General features: G+C 59.7%; 12 protein-coding genes and 1 tRNA gene. 2 read left to right on the forward strand and 11 right to left on the reverse strand.

The features are described 5' to 3' along the window. Positions 1-31: 31 nt before the first annotated feature. Complete coding sequence (locus NCG91_RS14320; protein ID WP_251350159.1) at positions 32-610, forward strand: NnrU family protein; 579 nt, start codon at positions 32-34, stop codon at positions 608-610. 91 nt (positions 611-701) lie between these two features. Here the strand turns inward: NCG91_RS14320 and NCG91_RS14325 are convergent, their stop codons facing one another. The 6 genes from NCG91_RS14325 to NCG91_RS14350 all read right to left on the reverse strand — a co-directional run bounded on the left by NCG91_RS14325 (position 702) and on the right by NCG91_RS14350 (position 8,837). Further along, positions 702-1,757, reverse strand: a complete 1,056-nt coding sequence (locus NCG91_RS14325) for a hypothetical protein (protein ID WP_251350160.1) — start codon at positions 1,755-1,757, stop codon at positions 702-704. Further along, positions 1,744-3,174, reverse strand: a complete 1,431-nt coding sequence (locus NCG91_RS14330) for an MBOAT family O-acyltransferase (protein ID WP_251350161.1) — start codon at positions 3,172-3,174, stop codon at positions 1,744-1,746. The genes NCG91_RS14325 and NCG91_RS14330 overlap by 14 nt, the downstream gene beginning before the upstream one ends. Before the next feature lie 4 nt (positions 3,175-3,178). Continuing rightward, on the reverse strand, positions 3,179-4,240 hold the full coding sequence (locus NCG91_RS14335; RefSeq protein ID WP_251350162.1) for a radical SAM family protein: 1,062 nt from the start codon (positions 4,238-4,240) through the stop codon (positions 3,179-3,181). 401 nt (positions 4,241-4,641) lie between these two features. Further along, positions 4,642-4,728 (reverse strand) — tRNA-Leu (locus tag NCG91_RS14340). 154 nt (positions 4,729-4,882) lie between these two features. Beyond that, on the reverse strand, positions 4,883-6,199 hold the full coding sequence (locus tag NCG91_RS14345) for an enoyl ACP reductase FabMG family protein (RefSeq protein WP_152282894.1): 1,317 nt from the start codon (positions 6,197-6,199) through the stop codon (positions 4,883-4,885). A gap of 274 nt (positions 6,200-6,473) precedes the next feature. Then, positions 6,474-8,837, reverse strand: coding sequence for a DNA polymerase II (locus NCG91_RS14350; protein WP_251350163.1), 2,364 nt, complete (start codon positions 8,835-8,837; stop codon positions 6,474-6,476). A 132-nt stretch (positions 8,838-8,969) separates the two neighbouring features. Here NCG91_RS14350 and NCG91_RS14355 point away from each other — a divergent pair, with 132 nt between their 5' ends. Continuing rightward, positions 8,970-10,649: an AMP-binding protein gene (locus tag NCG91_RS14355; protein ID WP_251350164.1), complete on the forward strand. Its 1,680-nt coding sequence runs from the start codon at positions 8,970-8,972 to the stop codon at positions 10,647-10,649. A 74-nt stretch (positions 10,650-10,723) separates the two neighbouring features. Here the strand turns inward: NCG91_RS14355 and NCG91_RS14360 are convergent, their stop codons facing one another. The 5 genes from NCG91_RS14360 to trxA form a co-directional block, all read right to left on the reverse strand. Then, positions 10,724-11,704: a choice-of-anchor A family protein gene (locus NCG91_RS14360; protein ID WP_251350165.1), complete on the reverse strand. Its 981-nt coding sequence runs from the start codon at positions 11,702-11,704 to the stop codon at positions 10,724-10,726. Between the two features lie 199 nt (positions 11,705-11,903). Next, a complete protein-coding gene (locus NCG91_RS14365; RefSeq protein WP_251350166.1) occupies positions 11,904-13,628 on the reverse strand; it encodes an ArnT family glycosyltransferase in 1,725 nt (574 codons plus the stop codon). Between the two features lie 152 nt (positions 13,629-13,780). Continuing rightward, positions 13,781-14,050 carry a type B 50S ribosomal protein L31 gene (locus tag NCG91_RS14370; protein ID WP_034746247.1) on the reverse strand — a complete coding sequence of 90 codons (270 nt, stop codon included), beginning with the start codon at positions 14,048-14,050 and terminating at the stop codon, positions 13,781-13,783. Between the two features lie 228 nt (positions 14,051-14,278). Next, entirely contained in the window at positions 14,279-15,541 is a 1,263-nt protein-coding gene (gene rho, locus NCG91_RS14375; protein WP_034746249.1) for a transcription termination factor Rho, read from the reverse strand. A 156-nt stretch (positions 15,542-15,697) separates the two neighbouring features. Continuing rightward, positions 15,698-16,024: a thioredoxin TrxA gene (trxA, locus tag NCG91_RS14380; protein WP_077408631.1), complete on the reverse strand. Its 327-nt coding sequence runs from the start codon at positions 16,022-16,024 to the stop codon at positions 15,698-15,700. Positions 16,025-16,128: the final 104 nt, after the last annotated feature.

Raw genomic sequence — 16,128 nt, forward strand, 5'->3', positions numbered from 1 at the left:
TGGATAGAGGATATGGACTGGGGAGTGGACGATGACGGTGCTGATACTCGGTTTGCTGCTGTTCCTGGGCTTGCACTCGGTGCGCATCGTCGCCGACGGCTGGCGCAGCGCCCAGCTGGCGCGCCTCGGCGAAAAGCGCTGGAAGGGCCTGTATTCGCTCGTGGCGTTCGTGGGGCTGGGCCTGATCATCTGGGGCTACGCCCTGGCGCGCCAGCAGCCGCAAGTGCTGTGGTCGCCGCCCATGGGCTTGCGCCACATCAGTGCCCTGCTGATGCTGTTCTCGCTGATTTTATTGGCGGCGGCCAATGTGCCTCGCAACCATATCAAGACCCTGGTGCACCACCCCATGTTGCTGGGCACGCAATTCTGGGCCGTCGCGCATCTGCTGGCCAACGGCAATGTGGCCGATGTGCTGCTGTTCGGCGGCTTTCTCGTCTGGTCGTCAGTCGATCTGTATGCCGCCGTGCAACGCGACCGCGCGGCCGGCGTGGCGTACGAGGGCGGCACCATGGCAGGCACCCTGATCGCGGTCGGCGCGGGCTGTGCGCTGTGGCTGCTGCTGGCGTTCTGGCTGCATGGCGTGCTGTTTGGCGTACGGCCGTTTGGATAGCCGGATGGAGCAAGCGCAATTCCGTGCGTTTCAGCATTATCGATACGGGGTGGGCGGCGGTGAAGGCGGGCCTGGAGGGCAGGCTGCGGTGTCAGGGGATTTTTGGCCGGATGGAAGAGCGGCCGCTGGCGTCCAGCATAGCGCGTAACAGCTGGTCGCCCAGGCGGTTTGAGAAGTGCGTCTCATCCCAAAACATGGGCATGGAAGGAGAAGTATTGTCAGAGTGATCACTTTCACCGTTGCGCAGCTCATAGTCAAGCAAAGGCACATGGAATTGCGATGCGAGCAAGGTGACCTCCCTTTTCCACTGCGCGGCTTGAGGCACGAGTCCGGCCTGGCGGATACGTGTTTGCCATTTTTCGCTAACAGGCAAAATCAGCAAAATAACTTCTATCTGCCTGGTTTGCGCGAGATGGAAGATGGCCGTCAAATCCCTGATATCGGCGGCATTGTTTGCATGATTTTGACAAGCGCTTGCAATCGTCTTGAAGAGCTGCTTAAAGCGCGACTCATGTGCTTGCGCTCCCCCTGCACGTGTCGCCCCTTTTGCCTGATCGTCATAGTAACGTCCTTGTTTGTCAAAATAGCTGTCGAAGGAGCGCGGAGGGAACAGATTTATTTTCAGCGTTCTTAGGCTGTATATGACGGCATTCTCGGGCGACAGATAATGAAACGGCAAGTCGAGCTCATTTTTTGTCACCGCATTTTCATTTTTCGTTTCGCAGGCATTGGATGTGAGGTAATTGACTTCCAAATACAGCCTTCGAATGCGTGCCTCTTGGCTCAGGGTGAAAAACAGATCCCTGGCTGTTGATAGCGGCAGGGCATCGATGCCAGCCACTTGAACGTTGCCGCCGTATAAGCTGGAGGCGAGCGTTTCGTTGAAACCACGCCGTACCCGGGAAGAACCAAGAATCAGCACGTCAGGCGGGTTCAGCGTGCTGCGCAATACAGCCGCGCTTGCCTGGCTACTGTTAGGAATCTCCAGTCTGATGGTATTGATCTTATGGCTCGGCTGGTGCCGCCAGATGGCATAGGGATCGACGATAAAAACGAGTCCGGCAACAAGGAGCGCGAATCCGAGCGTAATGAAAAAAACGCAGGCGAAAAAGCGCGCGATGGGGATGTCTTGATTAAAACCCTGCATATTTGAACTCTTTGACAGCGGACAAATTGATGAGCGCCAGGCACAGCGCGACGGCGACTGCTACCGCCCACGCCAGGCTGGGTTTCCAGGCCAGCGAGCTGGTCGTGGACTTTTTCAGCTGCACGCTCCAGGCGGGGAGCTCTTTCGCCATCAGGTCGATCAGGGAAGGGGCGAACCAGTTAAATGCCACGGCGGCGAGGATGGCGGTGATGCCGAAAAAACCTCCAGGCCAGGCGCTTGCCTGCCCGGCACCCAGCAAGCCGAGCATGACGTGCCTGGCCTCCTGCCAGTCTGGCGTGGCCCACAGGCTGACGGAAAAGCCGATGGCCGCCAGCGTGAAGGCCCTGCCGGCCCAGTGCTGCAGCTTGCCGCCTTTGCGCGACACCAGATTCCAGCGCCGCAAGGCGTGGTTGCCCGTGACGAGCAGCCCTTGATAAATGCCAAAGATCAGCAGCGGAATGGTGGCGCCATGCCAGATGGCGACAGCCATCATCACCACGAACAGGGCTGCGTAATGCCGCCATACCTGGCGTTTTTTTGTCAGGGGCCGATACAGGTAGTCGCGCATGAAGGCACCCAGGGTCACATGCCAGCGGGTCCAGAATTCGACCGGGCTGGACGACTTGAACGGGGCATGGAAATTGACGGGCAAGTGGATGCCGAACATGCGGCTGATGCCCATGGCCATTTCCGAATAGCCGCAAAAATCATAGTACGTTTCAAACAGGAAACCCAGGCAGGCGATCCAGGTCTCGACGAGGCCGATGGGGTCGCCTTGTCCCGCGCGCAGGAAAACGTCGCCTTGCGCGTACAGGAAAATGGGGGAAATGCAGGATTTCTTGAACAGGCCCATGGCAAACAGGGTGAGGCCGACGGCATAGTCGCGCGGCGCCGGATGCAAGGCCGACGACGTGCCCGGCGCGGCCAGGAATTGCGGCAGCATGTCCTTGTGCGACAGCAGGGGGCCGGCAGGCAAGTGGGGAAACCAGGCGACGAAGAGCGCGTATTCGAGCGGATTGGTGCTGCGGGCCTGTCCCCGCGCCGTATCGACCAGGAAGGCGATTTGCGTAAACGTGAAGTACGAGATGCCCAGCGGTAAGGCTGGGATCGCCATCCCGGGCACGATAAAGAATTTCGCATACTTGTACGCGGCAAGAAAACATAAATTTCCCGCAATGGCCAGCGCCAGGTAGCGGGTTTTCCCGCGGTTCCTGCCGATGACGCCGGCGAGCAGCCAGTTGGCGCCCATCGATGCACAAAACAGCAGCAGGTTGTGCGCATCGTTGAGGTAATAAAAAGCCAGCGAAATCAGCAGCGGCAGCAGCAGCTTGACATGGCTTGTCGACAGCAAGTGGCGATAGCCATACGCGGACAGGGGCAGGAAGGCGAGGGCAAACCAGTACGAGGTAAAACTCATCGTATTACAGGCGTGCCTTGGCCGAGTTGTTGGCGTTCAAAAACAGCTTGGCCCAGATTTCCCGCACTTCCAGCCATTTGGCGAGTTCTTCCGGTTTTCTGACGGCTTCACGGATACGCGACAGATAGGTCGATTGTCCCATCGCATAAGCGCGGCAGTTGCTGCAATCGATATTCGAACTGCAGCACTTGCCCTTGCCCGGTTGATGATCGACATGCACATGCACTTGCTTGGTGACGCGAAAACCGCAGTTCCTGGCGATCTTGGTGACGGGATCGATGTCATACAGCTTGTCGCCCGTGACCCAGTCGTCATAGTGCAGGGAGTATTGCACCGTTTCCGGATAGGCCAGCATGGCGCGCACAATTTCCGCGCGTGCATGGGTAAAGTCGGCTTGCGTCAGGGCCAGGCTTTGCGTGGCACTGCTGATGCGGAAATATGCCTTGTCGTTATCGGCCTTGTTTTCCAGCTTGTCCAGATAGCGGGTGGTGGGACTGAAATAGCTGAAGGTGAGCGGCAAGCCATGACTGTTGGCAAGCTCTGCCATGATCATGATCTGATTGATATTCAGGGAGGTAATGGTAAACACGCAAACGGCACGCGGGTCGTCGCGGTAATTGTTCATCGCCTTGGTCAGCACGTCGCCGGCGCGCAATGAACTGCCGATTTCATCGACACCCCAGGAGGAGATATGGATGCGATAAAAGATATCGTCGGGCAAGCGTATCGTGCCATTGGTAAACACAATGCCATGCGGGATGTATTTTTGGGCCGCACGCAGCCGGTCGGGCACCAGGCTCGGTTCCGCGCCCGCCATGTAGGCCAGCGTGACGCCACGCGCCGCATCGGCGGCAAACAGGGCATCCCATTCGGCAAGCGAACGGCTGTCTTCGTGTCCTTCGTTTTCCTCGCCTTCGAAGAACAGGCAACCCTCGCAACGCAAATTGCATTTTGACGCCACATCATAGTTGGCCGCCTTGAGGGTTCCCAGCCGCGCATTGAGTTCACGAAAATAGGCAAAGTCATTGTGCTTCGTGGCGGACGCAAGTTCAGAGAGGGAGTTCATAGGCACCGGAAGGTAGGATCGAAAAATTTATGGACATTGAGCATCCCGTACGGCGAGGCATGACGGCAGCTTGCATGCCCAGACGTGAGCCGTAAAGTGGGCGAGGGCCTGAGGCTTTAGTATGCCGCTTGCTCCGGCAAAATGAAATATTGGCTATAAATTAATTTACTTTTGAGCCACATCTTTTTATTGCAATGCAAGATTTTCTTGACAGTATGAAATACTCCATTTTTACCGTTTGCAGGGCCTGCGCGGCCGGTGCTGCGGCGCGTGACTAGCAAGTTGGGTGCACAGGGTGCGCATTTGACACGGAGGGGGCGGTGAAAGTGTGGAAAATCAGGCGAAAAAAAACCACCCGATCCTGAGAATGAGTGGTTGTTTTCTGGTACTGCAATGTCTGGTGGTGCCGGGAGCCGGAATCGAACCGGCACGCTGTTTCCAGCGCGGGATTTTGAGTCCCGTGCGTCTACCTATTCCGCCATCCCGGCAACGCGAGACGCATTATCACTGATTTATCGTGATCCGGCAAGTTTTTCGCTTGGCAAACGGTTTAGCCCATTAATCGGGCGCTGCCCTTGCATGAAAAACGCCGTCCCGGGCGCGAACCGGGGACGGCGTGGTCAGGCTGCGGCGATGCTGGAATCAGTTATGCACGGAGTTCAGCTGGCGCGCGATGATGTCGTGGTTGAGCCAGACGACGGGCGCTTGCGGTTCCGACATGGCGTGGAACATCAGCGGGCCCGTGCCTTCCAGGACCAGCGAGCTCAGGTGGTCGGTGATCAGTTCCTTGCGGTCCTTGTGCAGCTTGGTGATGTCGTCCGAGGTGCCGATCATGACCTCGGCCAGCTCTGGCGTGTTGTCCATCGGCCAGGCGGCGAAGTTGCGGAATTGCACGCTGGTGGCGTCGCCATTGTAGGCGGCGATACGATCGAGCAAGTCTTGCAGCGAAACGCCGTCTTCCAGCAAGCCCTGGCAGATTTTCCATTGCTCTTCGGCCCAGGCTGCGCCGCCTTCTTTTTTCAGCGCGTCGAGCAGGGGGAACAGCGACAGTTCCACGCCGACGAAAATGTCGGACGAATTCGTGCGGATTTCCGGGCAATTGAAGACGGTCGCCTTGATGCCTTTTTCCCACGCAGCCTTGGCCACGTTTTCCAGGCGCATCTTGGCCAGGCCTTGCGTGTAGTTGCTGTACGTTTGCCACTGGTACTTGCCGTCGATCAAGATCTCCGTGCCGTGGTAGCCATAGGCGCTGTAGCGCACCTGGCCGCCCGTCTGCTCGATGCGGGCGCGGATGGCGGCGCTGCCGTCGATCAGGTGTTGCAGCGTGTTGGCCGTGACTTCGTCGAAGTTCATCAGGATCAGCTTGCCCAGGTCGCTGTCGAGCAGGGCGCGCGAGGACATGAAGCGCTCGCCGCGGCCCTTGTAGATGCGGTTGGCGATGGCCAGGAAGACTTTGACTTTCGGAATGCCGCCAGCCATGGTGTGGGCGAAATACACATTGCTGCCGTCAGGAATCAGGCTGTCCAGCTCGGCCATGGCTTTCGCCACGGAAGCGCTGAAGCGGGCGATGCCGGCTTCGCGGCAGCGTTCGATCTGCGCCCAGTCCAGCTTGTCTTCTTGCCAGCTTTTCAGGGTCATGTCGGCCAGCAGGGCCGTCGGGGTCGGTTCGCCGGCAGGCGCGTCCAGGTCGAAACCGGCCATCAGCGGCACATTGATGATGCGGCCGCCCAGGTTGGCTTCGGCTTCGGCCAGCTCTTCCGCGTTCAGCGGGCGCAACGCCATGTTTTCATCGCGGCGGCCCACCGTCATGCCGACGATATTCATGCCCGCCTTGCGTGCTTCGTCCAGCAAGCCATTCACATAGCCGCGGCCGAACAGCTCGCCGAACAGCACAAAGGTGTCGCCCTTGCGGAAGATATTTTTTTGCGGGATGTCTCTTAAGGACGTGATCTCGGTCATGGTATCAATTCATTCAAAAATTAGCGGGGCAGACGGCTAAACGCGCCGCCCGCTGGTTCAACATAGTGTGAAATTATGCGCCATTTCAGCGTGGAAAATCCTGTTGCGAACGATTCTCGTCTGGAATGGCATCTTCTTCTTCGTGCAGTTCTTATTCTTTCGCCATGGCGTATTTTACGCTGCCGCGGCGCACAGCGCCTGTTGGGCAGGGGCAGATAAGCCCGGCAGGCGCCGATATTACCTCAGCTTTGTCATGCTGGTCAGTAAAATTGATCTAAAACAAATCCTGCTGCCCGGACACGAGGCGCGAAAAATCATCGCCCAGGAAGGGCAATATCGCGTCGGCCACCGGCTGCAGCTGGCGCGTCAGGTAATGGTGGTAGTCGATTGGCGAGCGCTGCGTTTCCAGCGGTTCCGGCCCCGCCACCGTGATGACATAGCTGATCCAGCCGCCGTTCTGGTACTGCAGCGGCCGGCCCTGCGCCAGGTTGTAGGCGTCGGCCGTGCGCGCCGCGCGCACGTGGGGCGGCACGTTGCGCTGGTAATCGTCGAGCGGGCGGCGCAGGCGCTTGCGGTAGACCAATAAAGCATCGAATTCGCCGCGCACCGTGCGCGCCACGTAGTCGCGCACATAGTCCTGGTAGGCGTCGCGCTGGAAGATGCGCAGGTACAAGGCTTGCTGGAATTGCTGCGCCAGCGGCGTCCAGTCGCTGCGCACCGTTTCCAGGCCCTTGTAGACCATCTGCTCGCTGCCGTCGGGCTTGCCCACCAGGCCCGCGTAGCGCTTCTTGCTGCCTTCCTCCGAGCCGCGGATGGTGGGCATCAGGAAACGCCGGTAATGCGTCTCGAATTCCAGTTCCAGCGCATTTTCCAGGCCGAATTCCTCGCGCAGATGCTGATCCCACCAGGCGTTCACATGCGTCACCAGGGCGCGGCCGATCTTGCCCGCCTCTTCATCCGTATGTGCCGTTTTCAGCCACACGAAGGTGGAATCCGTGTCGCCGTAGATCACCTGATAACCCTGTTCCGTGATCAGTTCCCGCGTGCGGTGCATGATGTCGTGGCCGCGCAGGGTGATCGACGAAGCGAGGCGCGGGTCGAAGAAGCGGCAGCCGCTGGAGCCCAGCACGCCGTAAAACGCGTTCATGATGATTTTCAAGGCTTGCGACAGCGGCGCGTTACGCTCGCGCTTGGCTATCTCGCGGCCCTGCCACACCTGTTTCACGATAGCCGGCAGACAATGTTTCACACGCGAAAACTGCGCGCCCCGGTAGCCGGGCACGGTGTCGGCCTCGTCGCCGCTGGTGCCCACCACCAGGCCGACGGGGTCGATGAGGAAAGTGCGGATGATGGACGGGTACAGGCTTTTGTAGTCGAGCACCAGCACGGAATCGTACAGGCCCGACTGCGAATCCATGACGAAGCCGCCGGGGCTGTTTTCGCCGGAAATGTCGCCCAGGTTGGGCGCCACGTAACCCTGCCGGTGCATCAGCGGCAAGTACAAATGTTCGAAGGCGGCCACGGAGCCGCCGCTGCGGTCGGCCGCCAGGCCCGTCACGCTGGCCCGTTCCAGCAAGAAGGTCAGCAGCTCGGTCTTGGCGAAGATGCGCGTGACCAGCTCGCAATCCTTGAGGTTGTAGCGCGCCAGTGCCGGCTTGTCTTCGCGGAAACGCCGGTCGATCTCGGCCATGCGCTGGTAGGGATTGTCGATGGACTTGCCTTCGCCCAACAAGGTCTGCGCCACGTTTTCCAGGCTGAACGAGGAGAAATTCCACGTCGCCGATTTTAACGCTTCGATGCCGTCGATGATCAGCCGGCCCGCGGCGGCCGCAAAATAATGCTCCTGCTTGCCGCCATGTTCGCGCCATTCCATCACGGCGCCGCCCCGTCCCAGCTTCAACGGGACTTGATAACGCTCAGCATGTTGCTTGAGCACGCGCAAGTCGAACTGCACCAGGTTCCAGCCGATGATGGCGTCCGGATCGTGGCGCTCCATCCACGTGTTCAGGCGTTCGAGGATCTGTGCGCGCGAGTCGCAGTATTCGAGGTCGAAGTCGCGTTCCCCGTCGACGCCGTTTGGCGGGCCCAGCATGTAGACCTGGCGCTGGCCGCAGCCTTCCAGCGCCAGCGAATACAGCTCGCCATGGGCCGTCGTCTCGATATCGAGCGACACCAGTTTTAATGCGGGACGGTAGCCGGGCGCCGGTTTCAGCTGCACTTCCTGCAGTGTTTCTCCGCTGAATGTCACCGGCGCCGTAATAAAACGCTCCATCAGATAGCGCTCGGGCGGGCGGATGTCGGCTTCATACACATCGATGCCGTGCGCGCGCAGCTGCTTTTCCAGCTTCAGCAAATGTCGGTATTGCTTGCAGTACAGTCCCAGCACGGGGCGATGGTGGAAATCGCACAGCGACAGGGGACGCAGCTCCGCGTGGCGTTCGCCGCGCAGCAACTGTTGCGCCTGTTCCTGTTGCTCCATGGGAAGGAAGGCGACGGCCGTCTGCACGGGCAGGCGCACGTGGCGGGGCCCGGCATCCGTTGCCAGCCAGAAATCGACCTCCGTGCCGGCGGGCGTGTCGCGCCAGTGGCGGGTCAGGATGAAGCCCTGTTCGGGCGGGTGCTGCGTGTTGCCTGTCATGGTGCCGTGAATGTCGGGTGTGCTGGCCTGCACATTACAGCAAGCCGGTGCAGGGCGGGGGCGGTTGCGGCTATAATTTTTGTAGTCGATGACCATAAGAAGAGCGCGTCGCGCCATTACCCTGGAGACAGCATGCAAGCAATGAGTTATGTACATGGCGCCCACGAGACGCCGTTGATCGGCGAAACGATAGGCGCTTACCTGGACGGCATCGCCGCCCGCTACGGCCAGCACGACGCCCTGATCGTGGCGCACCAGAACGTGCGCTGGACGTATCTGGAATTCCAGCAGCGCGTGCACCGCCTGGCCGCCGGCTTGCTGAAGCTGGGCTTGCAGCCGGGCGACCGGGTCGGCATCTGGTCGCAGAACTGCGCCGAATGGGTGCTGACGCAGTTTGCCACGGCGAAAGCTGGCTTGATCATGGTCAACATCAATCCCGCCTACCGGCGTTCGGAACTCGAATACGTGCTCGACAAGGTGCAGTGCAGCGCGCTGATCCTGTCGCCCAGCTTCAAGTCCAGCGATTACCTGGCCATCGTGCAAGATGTGGTGCCGGAAATCGCCCGTTCGCGCGCGGGCGCCCTGCAGTCGCCGCGCTTGCCGCAATTGCGCCACGTCATCCGCCTGGGCGCGGCCGCCACCCCCGGCATGCACAATTTCGATGCCTTGATGGACGGCATCACCGACGCCGACCTGGCGCACCTGGAAGAAGTGAGCGCGACCTTGCAGTTTGACGACGCCGTCAACATTCAGTTCACGTCCGGCACCACGGGCGCGCCGAAGGGCGCCACCTTGACGCATCACAATATCCTGAACAACGGTTTCTTCATCGGCGAAGCCATGCGCCTGACGCAACAGGACCGCTTGTGCATTCCCGTGCCCCTGTACCACTGCTTCGGCATGGTGCTGGGCAACCTGGCCTGCGTCACGCATGGCGCGGCCATGGTGTTTCCCGGCGAAGGTTTCGACCCGAAAGCCGTGCTGGAAACCGTGCAGGCCGAGCGCTGCACGGGGCTGCACGGCGTGCCGACCATGTTCATCGCCATCCTCGACCATCCTGATTTCAAGCAATACGACTTGTCGAATTTGCGCACCGGTATCATGGCCGGTTCGCCATGCCCGATGGAAGTCATGACGCGGGTCATCGAATTGATGCACATGGCGGAAATCACGATTGCGTATGGCATGACGGAAACGTCGCCCGTCAGTTTCCAGACGGCGATCGAAGACCCGCGCGAAATGCGCGTGTCGTCCATCGGCAGGGTCCATCCGCACCTGGAAGTGAAAATCGTCGATGCGGAAGGGCGCATCGTGCCGCGCGGCGAAAAGGGCGAATTGCTCACGCGCGGCTATTCCGTGATGCAGGGCTACTGGGGCGATCCTGAAAAAACCAGTGAGGCCATCGATGCGGCGCGCTGGATGCACACGGGCGACCTGGCCGTGATCGACGCCAACGGCTTTTGCAGCATCGTCGGCCGCTCGAAAGATATGGTCATCCGCGGCGGCGAAAACATCTATCCGCGCGAAGTCGAGGAATTCCTGTACCGCCACCCCAGCGTGCTCGACGTGCAATGCGTGGGCGTGCCGGATGCCAAGTACGGTGAAGAGTTATGCGCCTGCATCATCTTGCGTCCAGGAACGCAGGCCACCAGCGACGACATCCGCGCCTTTTGCGATGGGCAGATCGCCTATTACAAGATTCCCCGCTATGTGCGTTTCGTCGAGGAATTCCCCATGACGGTGACGGGCAAGATCCAGAAATACCTGCTGCGCAAGCAGGTGGCGACGGATCTGGGGTTGAGCGGGGACTAAGTCTTTCGCCAGCGCATAAAAAAACACCGGGACGCTCGCGCGGCCCGGTGTTTTTTATGGATTCAGCGTAAAGCTCAGGCCATCGCGGCTTGCGGTGCGCGCGCTGGCGTGCGGCGGCGCACGAAGGCCAGCAAGCCCAGGCCGGCCAGCAGCATGGCGTAGGTGCCTGGTTCCGGCACGGCCGAGACGTTCACCGTGTTGAAGCCGGCGCCGTTCATCGAGACGTGGCCATAATTGATCGAGCTGACCGAATTGGCGACCAGGGTGCCGTTCATGCTGCCCGAACCGGAAAACGCGCTGTTCGGCGCCAGGATGCTGCCGTTGATGCCAACGTTGTTCAGGCTGGTGGTGGTGGCATTGGCGAAGTTCAGCAGCGTACGGTCGGCGAAGCTGCCGAAATTGTCGAAGCCGCCGCTCATGGTGATGTTGGTGGCGGTGCCGTTGATGATGATGCTGGCCGTGCTTTTCAGCGACGAGACGTCCAGGCTCAGGTTATGCAGGTCGTTTGCATTGATCGTGAAGACGTTGACGTCGGCGTTGATGTCGCCTACCAGCTTGAAGCCGCCGTATTGCGAAATCACGGTGCCGTTCGATTGCAGCTTGGCCACATCGCCCGACAGGGTCGTCAGTTGCTGCTGGGCAGCTGCAAAGTCCAGGGTGGAAGCATTGCCCTTGCTGAAGGTGCCCGTTGGGTACCACGATGGGGCCGTCACGGTGCCGTTGGCATTGCTCACGCCATATACGCCCGTACCGTTGATGCTGCCGCCGCCGATGTTCAGGTTGTTACCTGCGACCAGCGTGTTGGCGGCGCTGCCCGGCTTCTTGTTCGTGCCGACGCTGTAGCCTTCCAGATAGATATTGCCGCCGGCTGCCAGGCTGCCGCTGACGCTGGTAAAGCCGCTGGCGTTGCTGCTGCCGATGTTGCCGAAAATGAAGGCCGAGTAGCCGTTGGCGACGCCGAGGTCAATCACGGTGGCCTGGGCCGAGGCGCTGAAGGAGAAGGCAAACAGGGCGGCGCTGATGAGCGGCAAGGTACGTGTGGCAAATTTTTTCATGGACAGCCTTATGGTGAATTGGGGGACGAATAGGGCGGGAAAGCAAGACACCGCCATCGCGCAAGCCATCATTATAATATAAAAAGCAATTCTAGTTCAATTTAGGTAATTAAGTATATTTAAAAGCAACACTTTTGCTGTCGGCAGTGATTGGCTTGCGGACATAAAAAAACCGGGCAAGGCCCGGTTTTTTTGCTGCTTACCTGACGCGCTGGTACAGGCGGAAGCGTTCCACGTCATCCGTGGGGCGGCGCCCTTCCCACAGCTTGATCCAGTCCGCGCCGTGGTGTTCGGGCAATTGTTCCTTGCTGTCGGGAACCTTGATGCTGTCTTGCAACAGGAACACATCGCATTCCTGCTGCCCCACGCTGGCAAACGGCAAGTGGCCGAAGTAGGCGAACGAGGCGCGCTGGGCAGCGCCGACGTTGCTGTTGATGCACTTGCTGCCCGGCGGCAGGTGGATGGAAATCTGGTGCGCCACGCTGGCGTAGCTCTTGCTGTAGTTCAGCGGCGGCAGGAACAGGGTCATGATCAGCACCCAGATCAGGATCAGGCCGCCGGACGACAGCACCACGGCGCGCCACAGCACGGCCGGCTGGCGCGAGATGCGCCAGTGCACCAGCGCCACCCAGCCCGCGCTGACGCAGGCGGCCACGAAAAAGGCCAGCAAGTCCAGCTCGGGCTTGAAGCCTGGCATGAGTTTCAGGGCGTTGTGCGCCAGTTTTGGCGGCCAGCCGGTCAGGATGGCGAACCAGAACAGCCACAGCGCGAGGGCGCAGATGGTCAGCACCATTACGGAGAACCAGTCGATGGCGTTGATGGCGCCCCGCTTCATGGTCAGCAAGCCAAACGCGGCCATGACGGCCAGCGGCGGCAGCAGGGGCAGCAACTGGCTCGGGTCGGGATCGGGGTGGCACAGGCCCAATATTGCTAACATTGCAACAAAAGTCAGCGGCACGACGATGTGCAGCACGTGGTGCTGGCGGCGCCAGGCGTACACGGCCCAGGCGGCGAAAGGCCATGCGGGCCAGAAGAACCAGATGCCGACACGCAAGAAATACTGCACGCTTTTCAGACTCGGAGCGCTGAACTGGCGGCAATTCCACTCCATCCAGGCGTGCAGCGGCGAATGGCCGTACGGCAGCAGCCATTCGCCCGGCAGCAGCCAGACGAGGGTCAGCGCGATGCCGATCAGGATGGCCAGCGCCAGGTGGCGTATGCTGCGCAGCAACGGCAGGCGCAGGAAGATAGTGCACAGCAGCAAGGCGATGCTCAGGGCCGCTGGCGTGATCCAGCCGCGCGCCAGGGCCAGGCCGCCCATCGCCAGGCCCAGCAGGGCCGCATTGCGCACGGACGGGCCTTCCATGTAGCGCACGGCGCGGTACAGCAAATAGGCCATCAGGGACACATACAGCGCTTCGGCCGTGATGTCGTGGCTGTGCTGCAGCAGGCCCAGGCAACCCAGGTAGATGAGCACGGCGGCATCGGCCAGGGTGCGGCCGAAGTCGTCCGGCTCGGGCTGGCCGCCGAAGGCCAGGCGCAGCGGCTGGGCATCGCTGCGGCGTCCCAGGTTGAAGGCGGTGTACCAGACGGACAGGGTGCTGACGACGAAGATGCCGATGGTCGACATGCGCGCGCCAAAGACGTCGCCGTCGACCCAGCCGAACAGCTTGATGAAGATGGCGCCCAGCCAGAAGGCCAGCGGACCTTCATCGGGCAGCGACAGGCCGGCCACGTTGGGCCACAGCCAGTCGTTCAGGCCGCCATGCGCCATGGTCCACATGATGCCGAAACTGGCGGCATCATCGTTCTTCCACGGTTCGCGGCCAATCAGGCCAGGCAGGATGTACAGCAGGCCGAGCGCAAACAAGGCCCATCGTGGCAGCGCGAGTGTGGCGGCGGCGGGAAGGCGGACTGGCTTCATCGATAATCGGTATCAGAATAGTGGCAAGACGCGACGAATGGCGTCGGGTATGCGCGAGTATAAAGTAAAGCGGCCAAAGACAAAAAAGGCAGCCGTAGCTGCCTTTTCTCTGGTAGCCGAAGCTGCCCTTTTTTGCCGCAATGCGGCAAAAATTAGCCTGCTGCGACTGCGGTTTTCGAACCAACCGAACCGAACTTCTGACGGAACTTCTCGACGCGACCGGCGGTATCGACGATTTTGTGCTTGCCCGTGAAGAATGGGTGCGATTCAGCCGAAACCTCGATCTTCACCAGTGGGTATTCTTTACCGTCATGGGTGATTTTTTCGCGGGTTTGGATGGTCGAGCGGGTAACGAATTTGAAATCGCACGACAGATCGTGGAAAACAACTTCGCGGTATTCTGGATGGGTATCGACTTTCATGGTCTTCTCTCTAGTTTGGTAGCCAAACAGCACTTCGTCGGTCGTCCTGCTTCTTGACCCGATTGCCGATCACTTGCCAGGGTTTAAAATAATGCAACCGTCGATTATATAGCGCTTTCCGGCGGACGGCAATAAAAAAGCCGCTCGATGAGCGGCTTTCGCGGGATGATCAACGGAGGGCTGGGGTCAGACGGGGTCGCCTAGACCCGTCGGGTCTGACCCCGGAAATCAGCCACCGCGTCTCATCATATCGAAAAATTCTGCGTTGTTTTTCGTCGCTTTCATCTTGTCCAGAATGAACTCCATCGCCTCGATCTCGTCCATCGAGTACAGCAACTTGCGCAAAATCCAGATTTTTTGCAGTTCGTTCGGCTTGATCAGCAATTCTTCGCGGCGGGTACCCGATTTGTTCAGGTTAATTGCCGGATAGACACGTTTTTCAGCCAAACGGCGTTCCAGATGCACTTCCATGTTGCCGGTACCCTTGAATTCTTCAAAGATCACGTCATCCATGCGCGAACCCGTTTCGATCAGCGCCGTGGCGATGATGGTCAGCGAGCCGCCTTCTTCGATATTGCGCGCGGCGCCGAAGAAGCGTTTTGGACGTTGCAGCGCATTCGCGTCGACACCACCGGTCAGGACCTTGCCCGAGGCAGGGATCACGGTGTTGTAGGCGCGTGCCAGACGGGTGATCGAGTCCAGCAGGATCACGACGTCTTTTTTCATTTCGACCAGGCGCTTGGCTTTTTCCAGCACCATCTCGGCCACTTGCACGTGGCGCGTGGCCGGCTCGTCGAAGGTCGAGGCGACGACTTCGCCGCGTACCGAACGTTGCATTTCGGTAACTTCTTCCGGACGTTCGTCGATCAGCAGCACGATCAGGGTGATGTCCGGGTGATTTGCCGTGATCGCATGGGCGATGTGCTGCAGGATCACGGATTTACCGGATTTCGGCGACGCCACCAGCAAGCCGCGCTGGCCTTTGCCGATCGGGGCGATCAGGTCGATGATGCGGCCGGTGATGTTTTCCTGGCCATTCATTTCACGTTCCAGGCGCAGCGGCTCGTTCGGGTGCAGCGGCGTCAGGTTTTCAAACAGGATGCGGTGTTTCGACATCTCCGGCGATTCGCCGTTGACCTTGTCGACTTTGACCAATGCGAAATAGCGTTCGCCATCTTTCGGGGTCCGTACCTCGCCTTCGATCGAATCGCCGGTGTGCAGATTGAAGCGGCGGATTTGCGAAGGGGAGATGTAAATGTCGTCGGTGGACGCCATGTAGCTGGCGTCGGGCGAGCGCAGGAAGCCGAAGCCGTCAGGCAGCACTTCCAGGGCGCCGTCGCCAAAAATCTGTTCGCCGGACTTGGCGCGTTTTTTCAGGATAGCGAACATCAGCTCCTGTTTGCGCAAGCGGGCTGCGTTGTCAATGTCAAGACCGATCGCCATCTCAAGCAGGGCGGATACGTGTAGGGCCTTTAGTTCGGATAAATGCATATGTGTTGAGTGTCCCGAGACGGGATGTAAAGGTAGGGGAGGGGACTGCGTGGCGTTGATTAATTATTGGGGAAGGCTGTGCACGAATGAGGGCAAAGCCGCTTCCCGGTCGTTCCAGTCAGGCGGCGCTGCGGGCGCAGCGCTGCCCATCATACATTAAATGTTGCTGTCGACGAAAGCGGTCAACTGGCCCTTGGCCATGGCGCCCACTTTTTGAGCAGCTGCAACACCATCCTTGAACAGGATCAGGGTCGGGATGCCGCGGATGCCGAACTTGGCAGGCACTGCCTGGTTCGCGTCCACGTCCATCTTGGCGATCTGGATGCGGCCGGCGTATTCCTTGGCCACTTCTTCCAGGATCGGGGCGATGGCCTTGCAGGGACCGCACCATTCTGCCCAGAAGTCGACCAGGACTGGCAAATCGGATTTCAGGACGTCTGCTTCAAAAGATGCATCGCTAATGTGTTTGATATTTTCGCTCATATTTTCCTCAAATGAGGGTGGGATCAATAATGCCTGGAATTAACCATACGCTGGTTCGCCATCCATGCTTCCTGGAATGCAGTTAGAAGATGGGGACAATGGGC

It is taken from the genome of Janthinobacterium kumbetense (assembly GCF_023703445.1).
Classification (GTDB): Bacteria; Pseudomonadota; Gammaproteobacteria; order Burkholderiales; family Burkholderiaceae_D; genus Janthinobacterium; species Janthinobacterium kumbetense.